This is a genomic window from Kitasatospora sp. NPDC002040 (genome assembly GCF_040296785.1).
Lineage (GTDB): Bacteria > Actinomycetota > Actinomycetes > Streptomycetales > Streptomycetaceae > Kitasatospora.
Map to the genome: position 1 here is coordinate 22,404 of NZ_JBEOXV010000031.1, position 15,154 is coordinate 37,557.

A 15,154-nucleotide genomic window follows, 5' to 3' on the forward strand; every position below is an offset into this window, starting at 1 on the left:
CACCGCACAGCTGACGCCGAAGGCGTCGAGGCAGCGGCCAGGGCCGGTTCCGTCCCGAGCGAAGGCGGTTCCAGCCGCATGCCGGACGGAGCCACCCGGGCCGCCCAGTCCACCGGAGCGGCCGTCCGCGGCCGGATCCGCGACCAGCGCCGCCGGCCCGCCCGGCCACAGCTCTGGTTCGAACTCGCCCTGATCGGGATCAGCTACTGGCTGTACTCGCTGGTCCGCAACGCGGTCCCCGAGCAGGAGGCGATCGCCCAGCGGCACGCGAGCTGGATCTGGGACTTCGAGAAGACCTTCGGCATCGCGTTCGAGCACAGCATCAACCACGCGGTCGACTCGGTCACCTGGCTGATCGTCGGGATGAACTACTACTACGCGACGCTGCACTTCATCGTGACCATCGGCGTCCTGGTCTGGCTCTACCGCTCCCACCCCGGCCGCTACGCCGCCACCCGGACGGTGCTCTTCCTCACCACCGGCCTGGCCCTGATCGGCTTCTACTTCTACCCGCTGGCCCCGCCCCGCCTGATGACCGGCGGCGGCTTCATCGACACCGTGAAGGTGCACGACACCTGGGGCTCGATGGCCTCCGGCGCGGCGGCGAGCGTCTCCAACCAGTACGCCGCGATGCCCTCGATGCACATCGGGTGGTCGCTCTGGTGCGGGCTGACCATCTTCTTCCTGGCCCGCAAGACCTGGGTCAGGGCGCTCGGCCTGCTCTACCCCGCCGCCACCCTGCTGGTGATCGTCTCCACCGCCAACCACTTCTGGATGGACGCGGTCGGCGGCGCGGCCTGCCTGGCCCTCGGCTACGCGGCGGCCCGCCTGATCTACCACGTCTGGGCCTACCAGCTCCCCCGCATCCCGGGCGAACCGGCCGAGGAGCCGGTCACCGTCCCGGAGCAGTGGGCCCTCACCAAGGTCGACCACTAGGGCCGGCTCCGCCGTGCGGGTCGAACCGCACGGCGCATGACCGGCTAGCCGTAGAACAGCTGCTCCACCACGGCCCGGGCCCGGCGGGTGGTGCGCCGGTAGTCGTCGACCAGCTCGCCCGTGTGGCCGGAGCCGTAGCCGAGGTAGCGGGCCACGCCGGCCAGCTCGCGGGCCTCACTGGGGAAGCTGTCCCCGGCCCGGCCCCGGACCAGCATGACGGCGCCGCGCACCCGCGAGGCCAGCACCCAGGCGGCATCCAGCACCGCCGCGTCCTCCTCCGGCACCAGCCCTGCCCCGACCGCCGCCGCCAGTGCGGCCCGGGTCCGGGTGGTCCGCAGGCCCGGCACCCGGTGCCCGTGCTGCAGCTGGAGCAGCTGCACGGTCCACTCCACGTCGGCCAGCCCGCCCCGCCCGATCTTGGTGTGGGTGGTGGGGTCGGCCCCGCGCGGCAGCCGCTCGGCCTCGATCCTGGCCTTGATCCGCCGGATCTCCAGCAGGTCCTGGTCCGGCACCCCCGTCCCCGGGTACCGCATCGGGTCGATCAGCGCCCGGAACCGCTCCCCCAGCCCGGCGTCGCCCGCGACCGGTTCGGCCCGCAGCAGCGCCTGCGACTCCCAGACGTGCGACCAGCGCCGGTAGTAGGCCTCGTAGGAGCCGAGGGTCCGTACCAGCGGCCCCTGCCGCCCCTCGGGCCGCAGGTCGGCGTCGACCAGCAGCGGAGGTTCGGTGGAGGGCGCGGCCAGCAGCGTCCGCAGCTGGTTGCAGACGGCCTGCGCGGCCTTCGCCGCGTCCTGCTCCAGCACGCCGAGCAGCGGCTCGTGCACGAAGAGCACGTCGGCGTCCGAGCCGTAGCCCATCTCCCGCCCGCCGAACCGGCCCATCGCGATCACCGCCAGCCGGGTCGGCAGCTCGCCGTTGGCGGCCTCCCACTCGGCCACGCAGGCGCGCAGCGCTCCCTGCAGGGTGGCGGTGTTCAGCGCGGTCAGCGCCTCGCCGGCCGCGTCCACGGCCGCCCCCGGCTCGTCCCCGAACCGGCCGAGCACGTCCGCCGCCGCTGTCCGGAACAGCTCCCGCCGGCGGACCGAGCGGGCCGCCGCGACCCCGGCGGCGGCCGAGCCGGCCCGGCCGACCGCGGCCAGCACCTCCTGTTCCAGCGCGGCCCGCCCGCGCGGCAGCAGGCCCTGCGGGTCGCCGAGCATGGCCACCGCCTCGGGCGCCCGCAGCAGCAGGTCGGGGGCCAGCCGCCCGGCCGAGAGCACCCGGGCCAGCTGCTCGGCGGCGGCGCTCTCGTCCCGCAGCAGCCGCAGGTACCAGGGGGTGCGGCCGAGGGCGTCGGAGACCTGGCGGAAGTTCAGCAGCCCGGCGTCCGGGTCGGCCGAGTCGGCGAACCAGCCGAGCAGCACCGGCAGCAGGGTGCGCTGGATCGCCGCCTTGCGGCTCACCCCGGAGGCCAGCGCGCTCAGGTGCCGCAGCGCGGCCGCCGGGTCGGCGTACCCGAGCGCCTCCAGCCGGGCCTTGGCCGCCTGGGTGGAGAGGCCGATCGCGCCGGTCGGCAGCTCGGCCACCGCGTCCAGCAGCGGGCGGTAGAACAGCTTCTCGTGCAGCCGCCTGACCTCGACCGCGTGCCGCTTCCACTCGCGCTGGAGCGCGGCCACCGGGTCGGCCCTGGTGTCGTCGTTGATCTCGGCGGTCAGCGAGCGGGCCAACCGGCGCAGGTCGGCCGGGTCGGTCGGCACCAGGTGGGTCCGGCGCAGCCGGTGCAGCTGGATCCGGTGCTCCATCGCCCGCAGGAAGCGGTACGCGGCGTCCAGCGAGGCCGCGTCGGCCCGGCCGACGTAGCCGGCCGCGCTGAGCTCGGCCAGGGCCTGGAGGGTGTTGGGGCTGCGCAGCCGGGGGTCGGTGCGGCCGTGCACCAGTTGCAGCAGCTGGACCGCGAACTCGACGTCGCGCAGCCCGCCGGGCCCGAGCTTGAGCTGCCGGTCGACCTCGCCGACCGGAATGGCGTCCACCACCCGGCGGCGCATCTGCTGGACGTCGGCGACGAAGTTGTCCCGTTCGGCGGCCTGCCAGACCAGCGGGGCGGTGGCCTCGGCGTACGCGGCGCCGAGCTCGGCGTCGCCCGCCACCGGGCGGGCCTTCAGCAGGGCCTGGAACTCCCAGGTCTTGGCCCAGCGCTGGTAGTACGCCAGATGGCTGGCCAGGGTCCGCACCAGCGGGCCGTTGCGGCCCTCGGGGCGCAGGTTGGCGTCCACCGGCCAGATGCTGCCCTCGCCGGTGGTGTCCGAGCAGAGCCGCATCATCCGGGCGGCCAGCCGGGTCGCGGCCTGCACCGCCCGGTGCTCCTCGACGCCCTCGCGCGGCTCGGCGACGAAGATGACGTCCACGTCGGAGACGTAGTTGAGCTCCCGGCCGCCGCACTTGCCCATGCCGATCACCGCGAGCCGGCACTGGGCGGCCGCCTCCGGGTCCTCCTCGGCGGCCAGGTCGAGGGCGGTCTGCAGGGTGGCGCCGGCCAGGTCGGCGAGTTCGGCGGCGGCCTGCGGCAGGTCGGTGGTGCCGCTCAGGTCGCGGGCCGCGATGGCGAGCAGGCAGCGGCGGTAGGCGATCCGGAGCGCGTCGGCGGGGGCGCCTTCGCCGGCGCGCACCCGGCGGTCCAGCTCGCGCCGGAAGTCCGCGGGGCCGGGGTGGATGTCGCGGAGTTCGAAGGTGACCAGGGCGTGCCAGTCGCGCGGGTGCCTGGCCAGGTGGTCGCCGAGCGCGGTGGAGGCGCCGAGCACCGAGAGCAGCCGGTCGCGCAGTGGCTTGGAGCTGGTCAGGGTGTCGCGCAGGGTGTGCCGCTCGGCGGCGTCCAGGGCCTCCAGCAGCCGGGCCAGGCCGAGCAGCGCGAGGTCGGGGTCGGCGGTCGCGCCGAGCGCGTCCAGCAGCACCGGGTCGTCCGCCAGGCCGTGCAGCCAGGGTTCGCCGAGCAGCCCGACGGCCGCCTCCGGGTCGGAGAACCCCCGCCGCACCAGCCGTACTTCCAGCCGACTGCTCCGCTCCGCCACCACGGCCGCCTCTCCTCCACCCGCACCTGTTCGATACGAGCGTACGTGTGCGAGAGGCCGCCGGCCGTGGTCGCCGCCCGGCACTCCGCCACCTGATGGCCCGTTAACCCCGGTGTGCCCGCCCGGCTCCCCTCCCGCACCGGGCTCTGACCCGCCGTCGGACCGGCCTGCGCGGCGGGACCGGCCCGGAAAACACGACTGCCGCGCCCCCGGCGGGCGGGGGCGCGGCAGTCGGTGGAGGGTCAGCCCTCGGCTGAGTCGTCCAGGTTCACGTAGGCGTAGAAGACGCCCAGGTTGTAGCCGTCCTTGTCGGTGTCGACCGTCGCGGTGATGTCGGTGTCACCGTTGCGCAGGATGCTGGAGATGTCCCAACGGTTGGAGTCGTAGCCGAAGTTGTTCCGGTTGTACGGCACCCGGGCGAACTGGTCGGACGGGGTCAGCTCCTCGATGGTGGAGTTGAACGCGTCGTTGGAGAAGTGGTTCTGGTCCGTGAACTCGGTCTTCGGACCGTTGGTGGACTTGGCGAAGAAGGTGTCACCGGTCCACTTCAGGTCGCCGTCGTACACCACGTAGCCGAGCTTGGCGTGCAGATCACCGGTCTTCGGGGTGACCAGGCCGGGCAGCTTGATGTCGATCGCCGGGCTGTCCGGCAGCTCGGGGACGAAGCCGTCCCAGAGGTGGATGTGGCGGAGCGGCTTGCACGCGTTCTCGTACGCCACCACGATCGTCCAGCCGCCCCAGCTGTGCGGCTTGATGACGGAGTCCATGTTGGCGACGGTGTAGGTGCCGTTGCCCTTCGCCTTCACCAGCTCGGTGATGTCGGCCGAGGCCTGGTAGCTGCTCTCCGCCTCGGTGGTGATGTAGCCGATCGACGACTGGTCGTTGGCGATGTTGGTGTACTCGGTGTCGCCCGGCAGCTTGAGGTAGACCTCGTCGATCCGGCTCTCCGGCAGCACCACGTCGTCGATGCCCCGGGTCCCGCCCCAGTACAGCCGGGCGTACTTCACCGTGGAGCCCTCGATCAGCCCGAGGTCGGCCGAGCTGGCGGAGTAGATCTCGTCACCGAACGGGCCGATGGTGCCCGGGTCGATGTTGATGTACTTCATCTGGTAGTTGTTGTTGATCGGCCGCGATCCCTCGCCCGTCCTGGCCTGCTCGCAGGGCGGCTGCGCCGGGTCGAGCGGCGGCTTGGTCTCGTCGCACGTCATCAGCGAGTTGCTGATCCTGGTGATCGAGCCGTGGAACTGGTCCTGGAACCGGGTGCTCATCGGCAGGACGTTCTGCGAGATCACGTCGTCGTCACCATGGGCCCGGCGCTCGCCCGAGCCGCGGGCGTCCGCGACGGGGCTGGTGAGCAGCTGGGCCGCGACGGCGACCAGGGCCGCGCCCGTGATGCCGACGCGGCGCGCCAGGCGACGTGCGCCGACGGCGCGACTAACGGTGGAGGGCATGTGTACCTCTCGGATCAGGGAGCCGCGCAGTCCGCTGCGGCCTGCCAGTGAGGGTGGACACCACCCATCGGATCACAACCCTCCGTCACTGGCTAAACACGTACCGCCATCGGTGGGTGCGGCCCCCAATCCGGCCTGACCTCCCGTCAGGCGTCCGCCGCGCGGCGCGTCCCACCGGGTGAACGAAACCACCCCGCTCGAACTTCCGTACCCCGTACGCTCGTTCCGGCAGTCCGACCGGCACGGGGGGTACGGGTCATGGTGCAGCCGACGGACGACGGTGCGCCCGCACGGCCGGATCGGGTACCGGCGCCGGGCCCGCACCCGCACCGGCCCACCGGCTGGACCAGAACGCTCGGCCTGCTCAGCGGACTCGCGCTGCTCTGCTACCTGCTGGCCGCCGTCGCACTCCCCTGGCGCCCCGGGGTACGCCCCCTGCTGATCGGGCCACTGGCGGCCACCGCCCTGCTCGGCGCGGGCTGGCTGCTCGCCCGGGTCCGGGCCACGCGCCGCAGCCCGCCGGCCCCTCCTATCGGCCCCCCACCGCCGCCCCGGCCCGAGGACGTCCGCGCCCTGCTGGCCCGGCTCCGCCGCCGGGACCGGCTGACGGTCCTGCGGGTCACCTTCGGCGTCATGGCCGGGGTGCTCGTCCTGCTCTGCCTGTTCGCCCCGTTCAGCGGCCCCGCCCCCGAGCTGGCGCAGCGCCGGATCGAACTCGCTGCGGCCGGCGCCGCCTGGGGCGACTACGAGATCCTCCCGCCGCTCTGGTCCGTCGGCACGCCGACCGGCTACCCCCCGGGCGCGCCGTACCGGATCGGCCCGGTCGGCGACACCCCCGGCGAACCGGTCGAGCTGCCGCGCACCGCCGCCGTCGCCGCCCTCCCGGTCGGGGCCCGGCTCCGGGTCCTGCACCTGCCCGGGTCCAACCTCCGCCCAGTGGCCGCCGTCGAGCTGACCGGGGAGGGCGCCCGGGCCCCGATTGCCCGGAAGGCCTCCTGGTTCTGGGGCGGCGCCATCCTGTTCTGCGCCTTCTTCCCGTGCCTCAACACCGCCCTCAGCCGCTGGACCCCGTCCCGCCGGACCGCCGACGCCCTCCTGGCCGGGCCCTGGCACTGGCACCGGGTCGACGTCACCGGCCGCACGGTGAGCGTCCCGACCCTGCCGGAGCGGCGCACCGACCCTGAGCAGAAGACCGAGCAATACCACCTGCTCCGCTTCACCGACACCGGCGAGGACGCACTCCTCACCGGCCCCGACACCCCGTCCCCCGGCCCGGGCTGGCTCTCCGGGACGGACCCCCGACAACTCCTGCTCGTCACCGACAGCTCGCACCTCCACCTGGGCTCCCTGTACGGCCCGCTCCCGGCCGCCACCACCGCCTCTCCCCCCGAAGCGGCCCGCCACCTCACCCCCGTCCCCGAGCACCTGACCCCGGGCGAACTCGGCTGGACACTGCTCGCCGCCCTCTGGCCGGCCACCTGGTCCGCCTACCACCTGCTGGACCCCACCTGCCCGACCCTCCCGTTCGCCACCGCCGCCGTCCAACTCCTGCTCGGAGCCGTCGCCTACGGCCTCCTCCTCGCCACCATCGCCACAACCCTCGCCCGGCGCCGCCGACGCAGCACCCCACGGCCTCACGACCCAGGGACGGCCCAGGAGTGACAGCGGCACCAAAACGCCCCACGGGCCGACGGAATCCATCCGTCGGCCCGTGGGGCGTCACAGCTCTGACCGGCCGTTACAGCACCTGGAGGTTCTTCCGCAGCTCGAACGGGGTGACCTCGGAGCGGTACTCCTCCCACTCCTGGCGCTTGTTGCGCAGGAAGAAGTCGAAGACGTGCTCGCCCAGCGTCTCGGCGACGAGCTCGCTGCGCTGCATCAGGTCGATGGCCTCGCCGAGGTTCTGCGGCATCGGCTGGATCCCCATCGCCCGGCGCTCCGCGTCGGAGAGGGCCCAGACATCGTCGTCGGCGCCCGGCGGGAGTTCGTAGCCCTCCTCGATGCCCTTGAGGCCGGCCGCGAGGGTGACGGCGTAGGCGAGGTAGGGGTTGCAGCCGGTGTCGAGGGAGCGGACCTCGACCCGGGTGGAGCCCTGCTTGCCGGGCTTGTACATCGGGACCCGGATCAGGGCGGAGCGGTTGTTGTGGCCCCAGCAGATGTACGAGGGGGCTTCGCCGCCCGCGCCGGCGGTGCGCTGCGAGCCGCCCCAGATCCGCTTGTAGGAGTTGACCCACTGGTTGGTGACGGCGGCCGTCTCGGCGGCGTGCCGGAGCAGGCCGGCGATGAAGGAGCGGCCGACCTTGGAGAGCTGGTACTCGGCACCGGACTCGTGGAAGGCGTTGCGGTCGCCCTCGAACAGCGAGAGGTGGGTGTGCATCCCCGAACCCGGGTGGTCGGAGAAGGGCTTGGGCATGAAGCTGGCGTGCACGCCCTGCTCCAGCGCGACCTCCTTCATGACCAGACGGAACGTCATGATGTTGTCAGCGGTGGAGAGCGCGTCGGCGTAGCGGAGGTCGATCTCCTGCTGTCCGGGGGCGCCCTCGTGGTGGGAGAACTCCACCGAGATGCCCATCGACTCCAGCATGGTGATGGCCTGGCGCCGGAAGTCGTGGCCGACCCCGCGCGGGGTGTGGTCGAAGTAGCCGGACTGGTCGGCGGGGATCGGCGGGGTGCCGTCACCGGGGAGGTTCTTCAGCAGGAAGAACTCGATCTCCGGGTGGGTGTAGAAGGTGAAGCCGAGGCTGGACGCCTTCTCCAGGGTGCGCTTGAGCACGAACCGGGGGTCCGCGTACGAGGGCGAGCCGTCGGGCATCAGGATGTCGCAGAACATCCGGGCCGTGCCGGGGGTCTCCGAGCGCCAGGGCAGGATCTGGAAGGTGGTCGGGTCCGGCTTGGCGATCATGTCGGACTCGTAGACCCGGGCGAAGCCCTCGATCGCGGAGCCGTCGAAGCCGATGCCTTCCTCGAAGGCCTGTTCCAGCTCGGCCGGAGCCACGGCGACCGACTTGAGGAACCCGAGTACGTCGGTGAACCACAGCCGGACGAAACGGATGTCACGCTCCTCGAGCGTGCGAAGCACGAACTCCTGCTGCTTGCCCATGGGGACAGTCTCACCTCTGCTCTTTACGTTCGTGTTACGCCCGGAAGCACGCCCGGAGCGGCCTGGCGCCAACTTCCCCCATCATGTCGGATCTTCGTCCGGTTGGTTAGCTCCGGTCGCCCCGGGAAGGCCAGGTCGGGCCGGTCCGGAGGCCCCGGCAGCGACATAACGTCAGTTAGACGATTAGACTCGGGACATGCCCAACATCCGTCTCGCCCTGAGCCAGACCGACCCCTGGGTCGGCGACATCGCACGCAACTGCGACGAGGTGGTGCGCTGGACCCGGGAGGCCGCCGAGGCCGGTGCCCAGTTGGTCGCCTTCCCCGAGATGACCCTGACCGGGTACCCGGTCGAGGACCTCGCGCTGCGCAGTTCCTTCGTCGAGGCGTCCCGGTCAGCGCTGCCGGAGCTGGCCGCCCGGCTGGTGGCCGAGGGGCTGGGCGAACTGCCGGTCCTGGTCGGCTACCTGGGCCGGTCCGAGCAGGCGGCACCGAACCTCCCGGCCGGCTCCCCGCAGAACTGCGCCGCCGTGCTGCACCGGGGCGCGGTGGTGGGCCGGTTCGCCAAGCACTACCTGCCCAACTACGGCGTCTTCGACGAGCACCGCTGGTTCGTGCCGGGCGACCAGCTGCCGGTGCTGCGGCTGCACGGTGTCGACGTGGCGCTGGCGATCTGCGAGGACATCTGGCAGGACGGCGGCCGGGTGGCCGCCGCCCGCGAGGCCGGGGCCGGGCTGCTGCTGGTGATCAACGGTTCGCCGTACGAGCGGAACAAGGACGACGCCCGGCTGGACCTGGTCCGCCGCCGGGCCGCCGAGGCCGGCTGCCCGCTCGCGTACGTGAACATGGTCGGCGGCCAGGACGAGCTGGTCTTCGACGGCGACTCACTGGTGGTGGGCGCCGACGGCGCGGTGATCGCCCGGGCGCCGCAGTTCGAGCAGACCCAGCTGCTGGTCGACCTGGAGCTGGCACCCGCCGCGGACGACCGCACCGACGGGCTGCCGCTGGTCGACGGCCTCCGGCTGACCCGTACCGACCTCGGCGGCGCCGAACTGCCCGCGCCCGCCGAGCCGGTGACCCCCGCCACGGCACCCCGGCTGGGCGACGAGGCGGAGATCTACGCCGCACTGGTCGAGGGCACCCGGGCGTACGTGCGCAAGAACGGCTTCCGCTCGGTGCTGATCGGGCTCTCCGGCGGGATCGACTCCGCCCTGGTGGCCGCGATCGCGGTGGACGCACTCGGACCGGCCCACGTGCACTGCGTCTCGATGCCGAGCCGCTACTCCTCCCAGCACTCCCGGGACGACGCGGCCGAGCTGGCCCGGCGGACCGGCCTGAACTTCCGTACCGTGCCGATCGCCCCGATGTTCGACGCCTACATGGGCGCGCTCGGGCTGACCGGCCTGGCGGAGGAGAACCTGCAGTCCCGGCTGCGCGGCACGCTGCTGATGGCGATCTCCAACCAGGAGGGCCACCTGGTGCTCGCACCGGGCAACAAGAGCGAGCTGGCGGTCGGCTACTCCACCCTGTACGGCGACTCGGTGGGCGCGTACGGGCCGATCAAGGACGTCTACAAGTCGCTGGTGTTCCGGCTGGCGACCTGGCGCAACGAGCTGGCCGAGGAGCGCGGCGAGGTGCCGCCGATCCCGCAGAACACCATCAGCAAGCCGCCGTCCGCCGAGCTGAGCCCGGGTCAGGTGGACACCGACTCGCTGCCGGACTACGACCTGCTGGACACCGTGCTCGACCTCTACGTCGAGGGCGACCAGGGCCGGGACGCGATCGTGGCGCAGGGCTTCGACCCGGCCGTGGTGGACCGGATCGTCCGGCTGGTGGACACCGCCGAGTACAAGCGGCGGCAGTACCCGCCGGGCCCGAAGATCTCCCGCAAGGGCTTCGGCCGGGACCGCCGGCTGCCGATCACCAACCACTGGCGGCGCGGCTGACGGCGGCTCAGGCGAGGCCCGGGGCCCGGACTCAGTAGCGGTAGTCGGCCGCGACCGCCAGGTGGTCGCTGCCGTCGGCCGGCAGCGTCCGGGAGTCGGTCGGCTTCAGCCCGCCCTTGCTGAGGATCTGGTCGATCCGGGCCATCGGGAAGCCGGCCGGCCAGCTGAAGCCGAAGCCGTCCCCGGCGGCGCCCTGGGCCGAGCGCATCTGCGAGGTGACCGGGGCCAGCGAGCGGTCGTTCATGGTGCCGTTCAGGTCGCCGAGCAGCAGCACCTTCTTCAGCGGCTCGGCCTGGATCGCGTCGCCCAGCGCTTGCGCGCTGACGTCCCGCTGCTCGGCCGTGAAGCCGCCGTCGAACTTGACCCGGACCGACGGCAGGTGCGCGACGTAGACCGCGACCGGCCCCTGACCGGTCGTCACGGTGGCCCGGAACGCCCTGGTCCAGCCGATCCTGATGTCCACCACCCGGGTGTCGGCGATCGGGTACGTGGACCAGAGCCCGACCGTGCCCTCCACCACGTGGTACGGGTACCGGGCGGCCAGGCCGCTGCGGTAGGTGCCGACGGCGCCCGCGGCCAGCTCCTCCAGCGCGACGATCTGGGCGCCGGAGGCGTTCAGCATCCGCACCGTGCCGGCCGGGTCGGTGTTGGCCGCGGCCACGTTGTGGGTGAGCACGGTGAAGTCGCCCTTGCCGGTGCTCTTGTCGGTCAGCAGGCCGCCGAAGAGGTTGAGCCAGACCGCGGCGGGCAGTACCACCGCGACCAGCGCGGTGGCCGAGCGGCGCAGCAGCGCGAGCACCAGCAGCACCGGGACGGCCAGGCCGAGCCAGGGCAGGAAGGTCTCCAGCAGACTGCCGAGGTTGCCGACCGCGTTGGGCACCGAGGAGTGGAAGGCGAGCAGCAGGGCGGTCAGGACGGCCAGCCCGGCGAGGATCCAGCCGCGCCGCCAGGTCCCGCGCCGCCAGGACCGACGGGCTGCGGGCGGTTCACCGTCGGCCGGTGCCACTGCCTCGTCCGTCTGTGCCATGAACCGATCCTCCGTGCTGTTCCGCTTCGTCGGGCTGACACCGATTTAGTCGGATTCTCGGCTCAGCCTATGACGGGACAGACGTACGGACGGACGCACCGGGTTGCGGCGCGCCCCGGTTCAGTGAGATTCGCCACCGGACGGGCGCACTCCGGCCCCGGTCAGCACCGCGTCGACCATCCGTTCGGCCAGCCCCTCGTCGTCCAGCGGGGCGTCCTCCCAGAGCACGGTGCGGATCAGGATCGGGCCGACCACCATCTCGGTCAGCAGGTCCACGTCGAGGTCGTCCCGGAGCACGCCCTCCTCGACCCCGCGCCGGATGATCTGCCGGGCCAGCTCCCGGCGCGGCTTGATCACCTTCTCCTTGTAGAGCACCCGCAGCTCGGGCCAGGAGTCGAGCTGGCCGAGGGCGGTCTTGAGCACCCAGCGGGAGCGCTTGGCCAGGCCCCGGCGGCGGATGTCGTCGACCATCGCGATCAGGCTGTCCCGGACGGTGGCGCCCGCGTGCGGCGGCACCGGCATCTGCTCCAGCCGGGCCAGCACGTCGACCAGCAGGGCCTCCTTGTTCGGCCAGCGCCGGTAGATGGTGGCCTTGCCCACACCCGCAGCGGCCGCGATCCGCTCGATCGAGAGCTCGGTCAGACCGGAGCCCTCCTCCATCAGCCGCTCGACGCTGGCCACGATCGCCTGCTCGGCCGCTTCGCTGCGCGGCCGTCCCCGGCGGGGGGCGCAGGACCCTTCGCCGGGGACGGGTGCGGTGGTCTCGGTCTGCATGGGGCCATTCTGCCCGCCTCGGCCACCGCGCTGGTCGGTCATGACGGCGCCTCAGACCCGTTCGGCCTGATCGGCGGCCTGCCCGGCGCCCGGCGCCGCAGGTGCGCCCGCGGGCGGCCCGGCCGGTGCGCCCGGGGCCGCGACCTTGCCCGGCAGCAGGAACCAGGCCAGCAGCACACCGACGAAGGTGACCCCGGCGGACAGCCCGGCGACCACGTGCATGGCGTGGATGAAGGACTCCTCCGCCTGCCCGACCAGCGCGCCGTTGCCGGTCCGCCCGGCGATCGCCAGGGTGGCCTCCAGCGACTCGCCCGCCTTGTCCCGCAGTGCGGGCGGCAGTTGGGCCAGCGAGTCGGAGACGCCGTCCCGGTACACGGTGGAGAGCACCGCGCCGAGCACGGCCACCCCGAGCGAGCCGCCGACCTGGCGGAAGGTGTTGTTCAGCGCGGAGCCCGCACCGGCCTTCTCGCGCGGCAGCGAGCCCATGATGGCCACGGTGACCGGCGGCATCACGTGCGCCATGCCGGTGCCCATCAGGAAGCCGAGCACCACCAGCAGCCAGATCGAGGTGGTCTTGCCGAGCAGCAGGTAGCCGAGGAAGGCGACCACGATCAGCGCCATCCCGGCCGCGCAGGTGGCCCGGACGCCGAAGCGGTCCACCACCAGCCGGGCCCGGGGGGCGAACAGCAGCTGGGCGACGGCCAGCGGCAGCATCAGCACCCCGGCCTCCAGGGCGCTGTAGCCGCGCACGCTCTGGATGTAGAAGACGCCGAAGAAGGAGACGCCCATCAGCGCGAAGAAGACCAGGCCGATCACCGTGACGGAGGCGCTGAAGACCTTGTTGCGGAACCAGGCGACGTTCATCGCGGGGTGGTCGGTGCGCTTCTCCCACAGCACGAACCCGATCAGCACCAGCAGGCCGCCGAGGGTGGGCGCCCAGGCCGCGGGGTCGGTGAAGTCGGCCAGCTCGCCGCCCTTGATGATGCCGTAGATCAGCGCGACCAGGCCGACGATGGAGAGCAGCACGCCGACCGGGTCGAGCCGGCCCGGCCGCGGGTCCTTGGAGTCGGGCACCAGCAGCGCCATCGCCACCAGGGCGACCAGCACGATCGGGACGTTCACCAGGAAGACCGAGCCCCACCAGAAGTGCTCGATCAGCAGGCCGCCGGTGATCGGGCCGATCGCGATCGCGAGGCCGACCGCGCCGGCCCAGATGCCGATCGCCTTGGGCTGCTCGTCCCGCTCGAAGACGTTCATGATGATGGCCAGCGTGGCGGGCATCACGAAGGCGCCGCCGAGGCCCATCACCGCGCGGTAGCCGATGAGTTCACCGGGCGAGGTGGCCAGCGCGGAGAGCAGCGAGCCGAGGCCGAACACCACCATGCCGCCGAGCAGCGCCCACTTGCGGCCGAGCCGGTCGCCGAGCAGGCCGGCGGTGAACAGCAGCCCGGCGAAGACCAGGGTGTAGGAGTTGATGGACCATTCGAGGTCGCTCTGACTGGCCCCCAGGCCGGTCGGCGCGGGCGAGGCGATGGTCTTCATCGCGACGTTCAGGATCGAGTTGTCGAGGACGACGACGAGCAGGGCGAGCACCAGGGTGCCCAGGATCGCCCAGCGGCGGCGGTGGATGGCCTCGGGGATCCGGGGCGGTGCGGCGGTGGTCATGAGATGGGTCTCCCCCAGTGACGGGCATTACGAGTCGAAAGCGTCTCGGAATGAGCGTAGCGACCTTTCCGATACGAGACGGGTCCGTATCGTAAATTCTGGGCAAAGAACCCCTGAGCGGAGAACCCGTGCGCCCGCCCTTTGCCAAGCCGGGTCGGCGTGCAAGCATGGGAGCAGATCCGGGGACGCCGTACGGCGCCACGAGACGACAACCTTCAGGAGCCTGTTCCATGAACGCTTCTCCGCTTCAGCCTGCCCAGGGCCAGGGTCAGCGCGAGGGCCAGACCCTCTACGGCGGGAACACCAACCGCCGGGTGACCGTCCGCGACATCGCCGCCGCCAAGCAGCGCGGCGAGAAGTGGGCGATGCTCACCGCCTACGACGCGCTCACCGCCGGGGTCTTCGACGAGGCCGGCATCCCGGTGCTGCTGGTCGGCGACTCGGCCGGCAACTGCCACCTGGGCTACGAGACCACCGTCCCGGTGACGATGGACCAGATGGTGATGCTCTCGGCCGCCGTGGTGCGCGGCACCAGGCGCGCCCTGGTGATCGGCGACATGCCGTTCGGCTCCTACCAGGAGTCCCCCGCCCAGGCCATGCACAACGCGGCCCGCCTGATGAAGGAGGCCGGGGTCGGCGCGATCAAGCTGGAGGGCGGCGAGCGCAGCGCCCGCTCGATCGAGCTGCTGGTCGAGGCCGGCATCCCGGTGATGGCCCACATCGGCCTGACCCCGCAGTCGGTGCACGCCTTCGGCGGCTACCCGGTGCAGGGGCGCGGCGACGAGGCCGCGCACCAGCTGCTCCGGGACGCCAAGGCGGTCCAGCAGGCGGGCGCGTTCGCGGTCGTGCTGGAGGCCGTGCCGGCCGAGCTGGCCGCGCAGGTCACCGAGCAGCTGGCGATCCCGACCGTCGGCATCGGCGCCGGGGCGGGCACCGACGCCCAGGTGCTGGTCTGGACCGACATGGCCGGGATGACCGCGGGCCGGGTGCCCAAGTTCGTCAAGCAGTACGCGAACCTGCGGGCCGTGCTCGGCGACGCCGCCCGGGAGTTCGCCGCCGAGGTCGGCGCGGGCACCTTCCCGGCGCCGGAGCACACCTTCAAGTAGGACGCGCGCATGAGGAAGGGCGGGGGCGGGGCCCCGGCCCCCCCCCGGCACCATGGACGGCCCCCCCCCGGGGGGAGCCGGCCCGCGGGACGGGCAACGGCACAGC

General features: G+C 72.7%; 10 protein-coding genes. 4 read left to right on the forward strand and 6 right to left on the reverse strand.

Annotation, left to right across the window (positions count from 1 at the left end; all coding sequences use genetic code 11):
* The first annotated feature begins 78 nt into the window (after positions 1-78).
* Positions 79-936, forward strand: coding sequence for a phosphatase PAP2 family protein (locus tag ABT118_RS32165; protein WP_350678053.1), 858 nt, complete (start codon positions 79-81; stop codon positions 934-936).
* 44 nt (positions 937-980) lie between these two features.
* On the opposite strand, the gene ABT118_RS32170 is transcribed toward ABT118_RS32165, so the two are convergent.
* A complete protein-coding gene (locus ABT118_RS32170; RefSeq protein ID WP_350678057.1) occupies positions 981-3,983 on the reverse strand; it encodes a bifunctional [glutamine synthetase] adenylyltransferase/[glutamine synthetase]-adenylyl-L-tyrosine phosphorylase in 3,003 nt (1,000 codons plus the stop codon).
* Between the two features lie 239 nt (positions 3,984-4,222).
* On the reverse strand, positions 4,223-5,431 hold the full coding sequence (locus ABT118_RS32175; protein ID WP_350678062.1) for a hypothetical protein: 1,209 nt from the start codon (positions 5,429-5,431) through the stop codon (positions 4,223-4,225).
* Between the two features lie 258 nt (positions 5,432-5,689).
* On the opposite strand from ABT118_RS32175, the gene ABT118_RS32180 reads away from it, so the two are divergent.
* On the forward strand, positions 5,690-7,093 hold the full coding sequence (locus ABT118_RS32180) for a hypothetical protein (RefSeq protein ID WP_350678067.1): 1,404 nt from the start codon (positions 5,690-5,692) through the stop codon (positions 7,091-7,093).
* 76 nt (positions 7,094-7,169) lie between these two features.
* On the opposite strand, the gene glnA2 is transcribed toward ABT118_RS32180, so the two are convergent.
* Positions 7,170-8,531, reverse strand: coding sequence for a gamma-glutamylpolyamine synthetase GlnA2 (gene glnA2, locus ABT118_RS32185; protein WP_350678071.1), 1,362 nt, complete (start codon positions 8,529-8,531; stop codon positions 7,170-7,172).
* A 196-nt stretch (positions 8,532-8,727) separates the two neighbouring features.
* Here glnA2 and ABT118_RS32190 point away from each other — a divergent pair, with 196 nt between their 5' ends.
* The gene (locus ABT118_RS32190) at positions 8,728-10,476 is read left to right on the forward strand and encodes an NAD+ synthase (RefSeq protein ID WP_350678075.1); all 1,749 of its coding nucleotides are present in this window, start codon (positions 8,728-8,730) and stop codon (positions 10,474-10,476) included.
* A 31-nt stretch (positions 10,477-10,507) separates the two neighbouring features.
* Here the strand turns inward: ABT118_RS32190 and ABT118_RS32195 are convergent, their stop codons facing one another.
* The 3 genes from ABT118_RS32195 to ABT118_RS32205 form a co-directional block, all read right to left on the reverse strand.
* A complete protein-coding gene (locus ABT118_RS32195; RefSeq protein WP_350678082.1) occupies positions 10,508-11,503 on the reverse strand; it encodes an endonuclease/exonuclease/phosphatase family protein in 996 nt (331 codons plus the stop codon).
* 120 nt (positions 11,504-11,623) lie between these two features.
* Positions 11,624-12,277, reverse strand: a complete 654-nt coding sequence (locus ABT118_RS32200; RefSeq protein ID WP_350678087.1) for a TetR/AcrR family transcriptional regulator — start codon at positions 12,275-12,277, stop codon at positions 11,624-11,626.
* Positions 12,278-12,328: 51 nt separating this feature from the next.
* Positions 12,329-13,942 (reverse strand): DHA2 family efflux MFS transporter permease subunit, encoded by a 1,614-nt coding sequence (locus ABT118_RS32205; protein WP_350678094.1) that lies wholly within the window; start codon positions 13,940-13,942, stop codon positions 12,329-12,331.
* Between the two features lie 230 nt (positions 13,943-14,172).
* Between ABT118_RS32205 and panB the strand changes: the two genes are divergently transcribed.
* Entirely contained in the window at positions 14,173-15,048 is an 876-nt protein-coding gene (gene panB / locus ABT118_RS32210) for a 3-methyl-2-oxobutanoate hydroxymethyltransferase (protein ID WP_350678099.1), read from the forward strand.
* Positions 15,049-15,154: the final 106 nt, after the last annotated feature.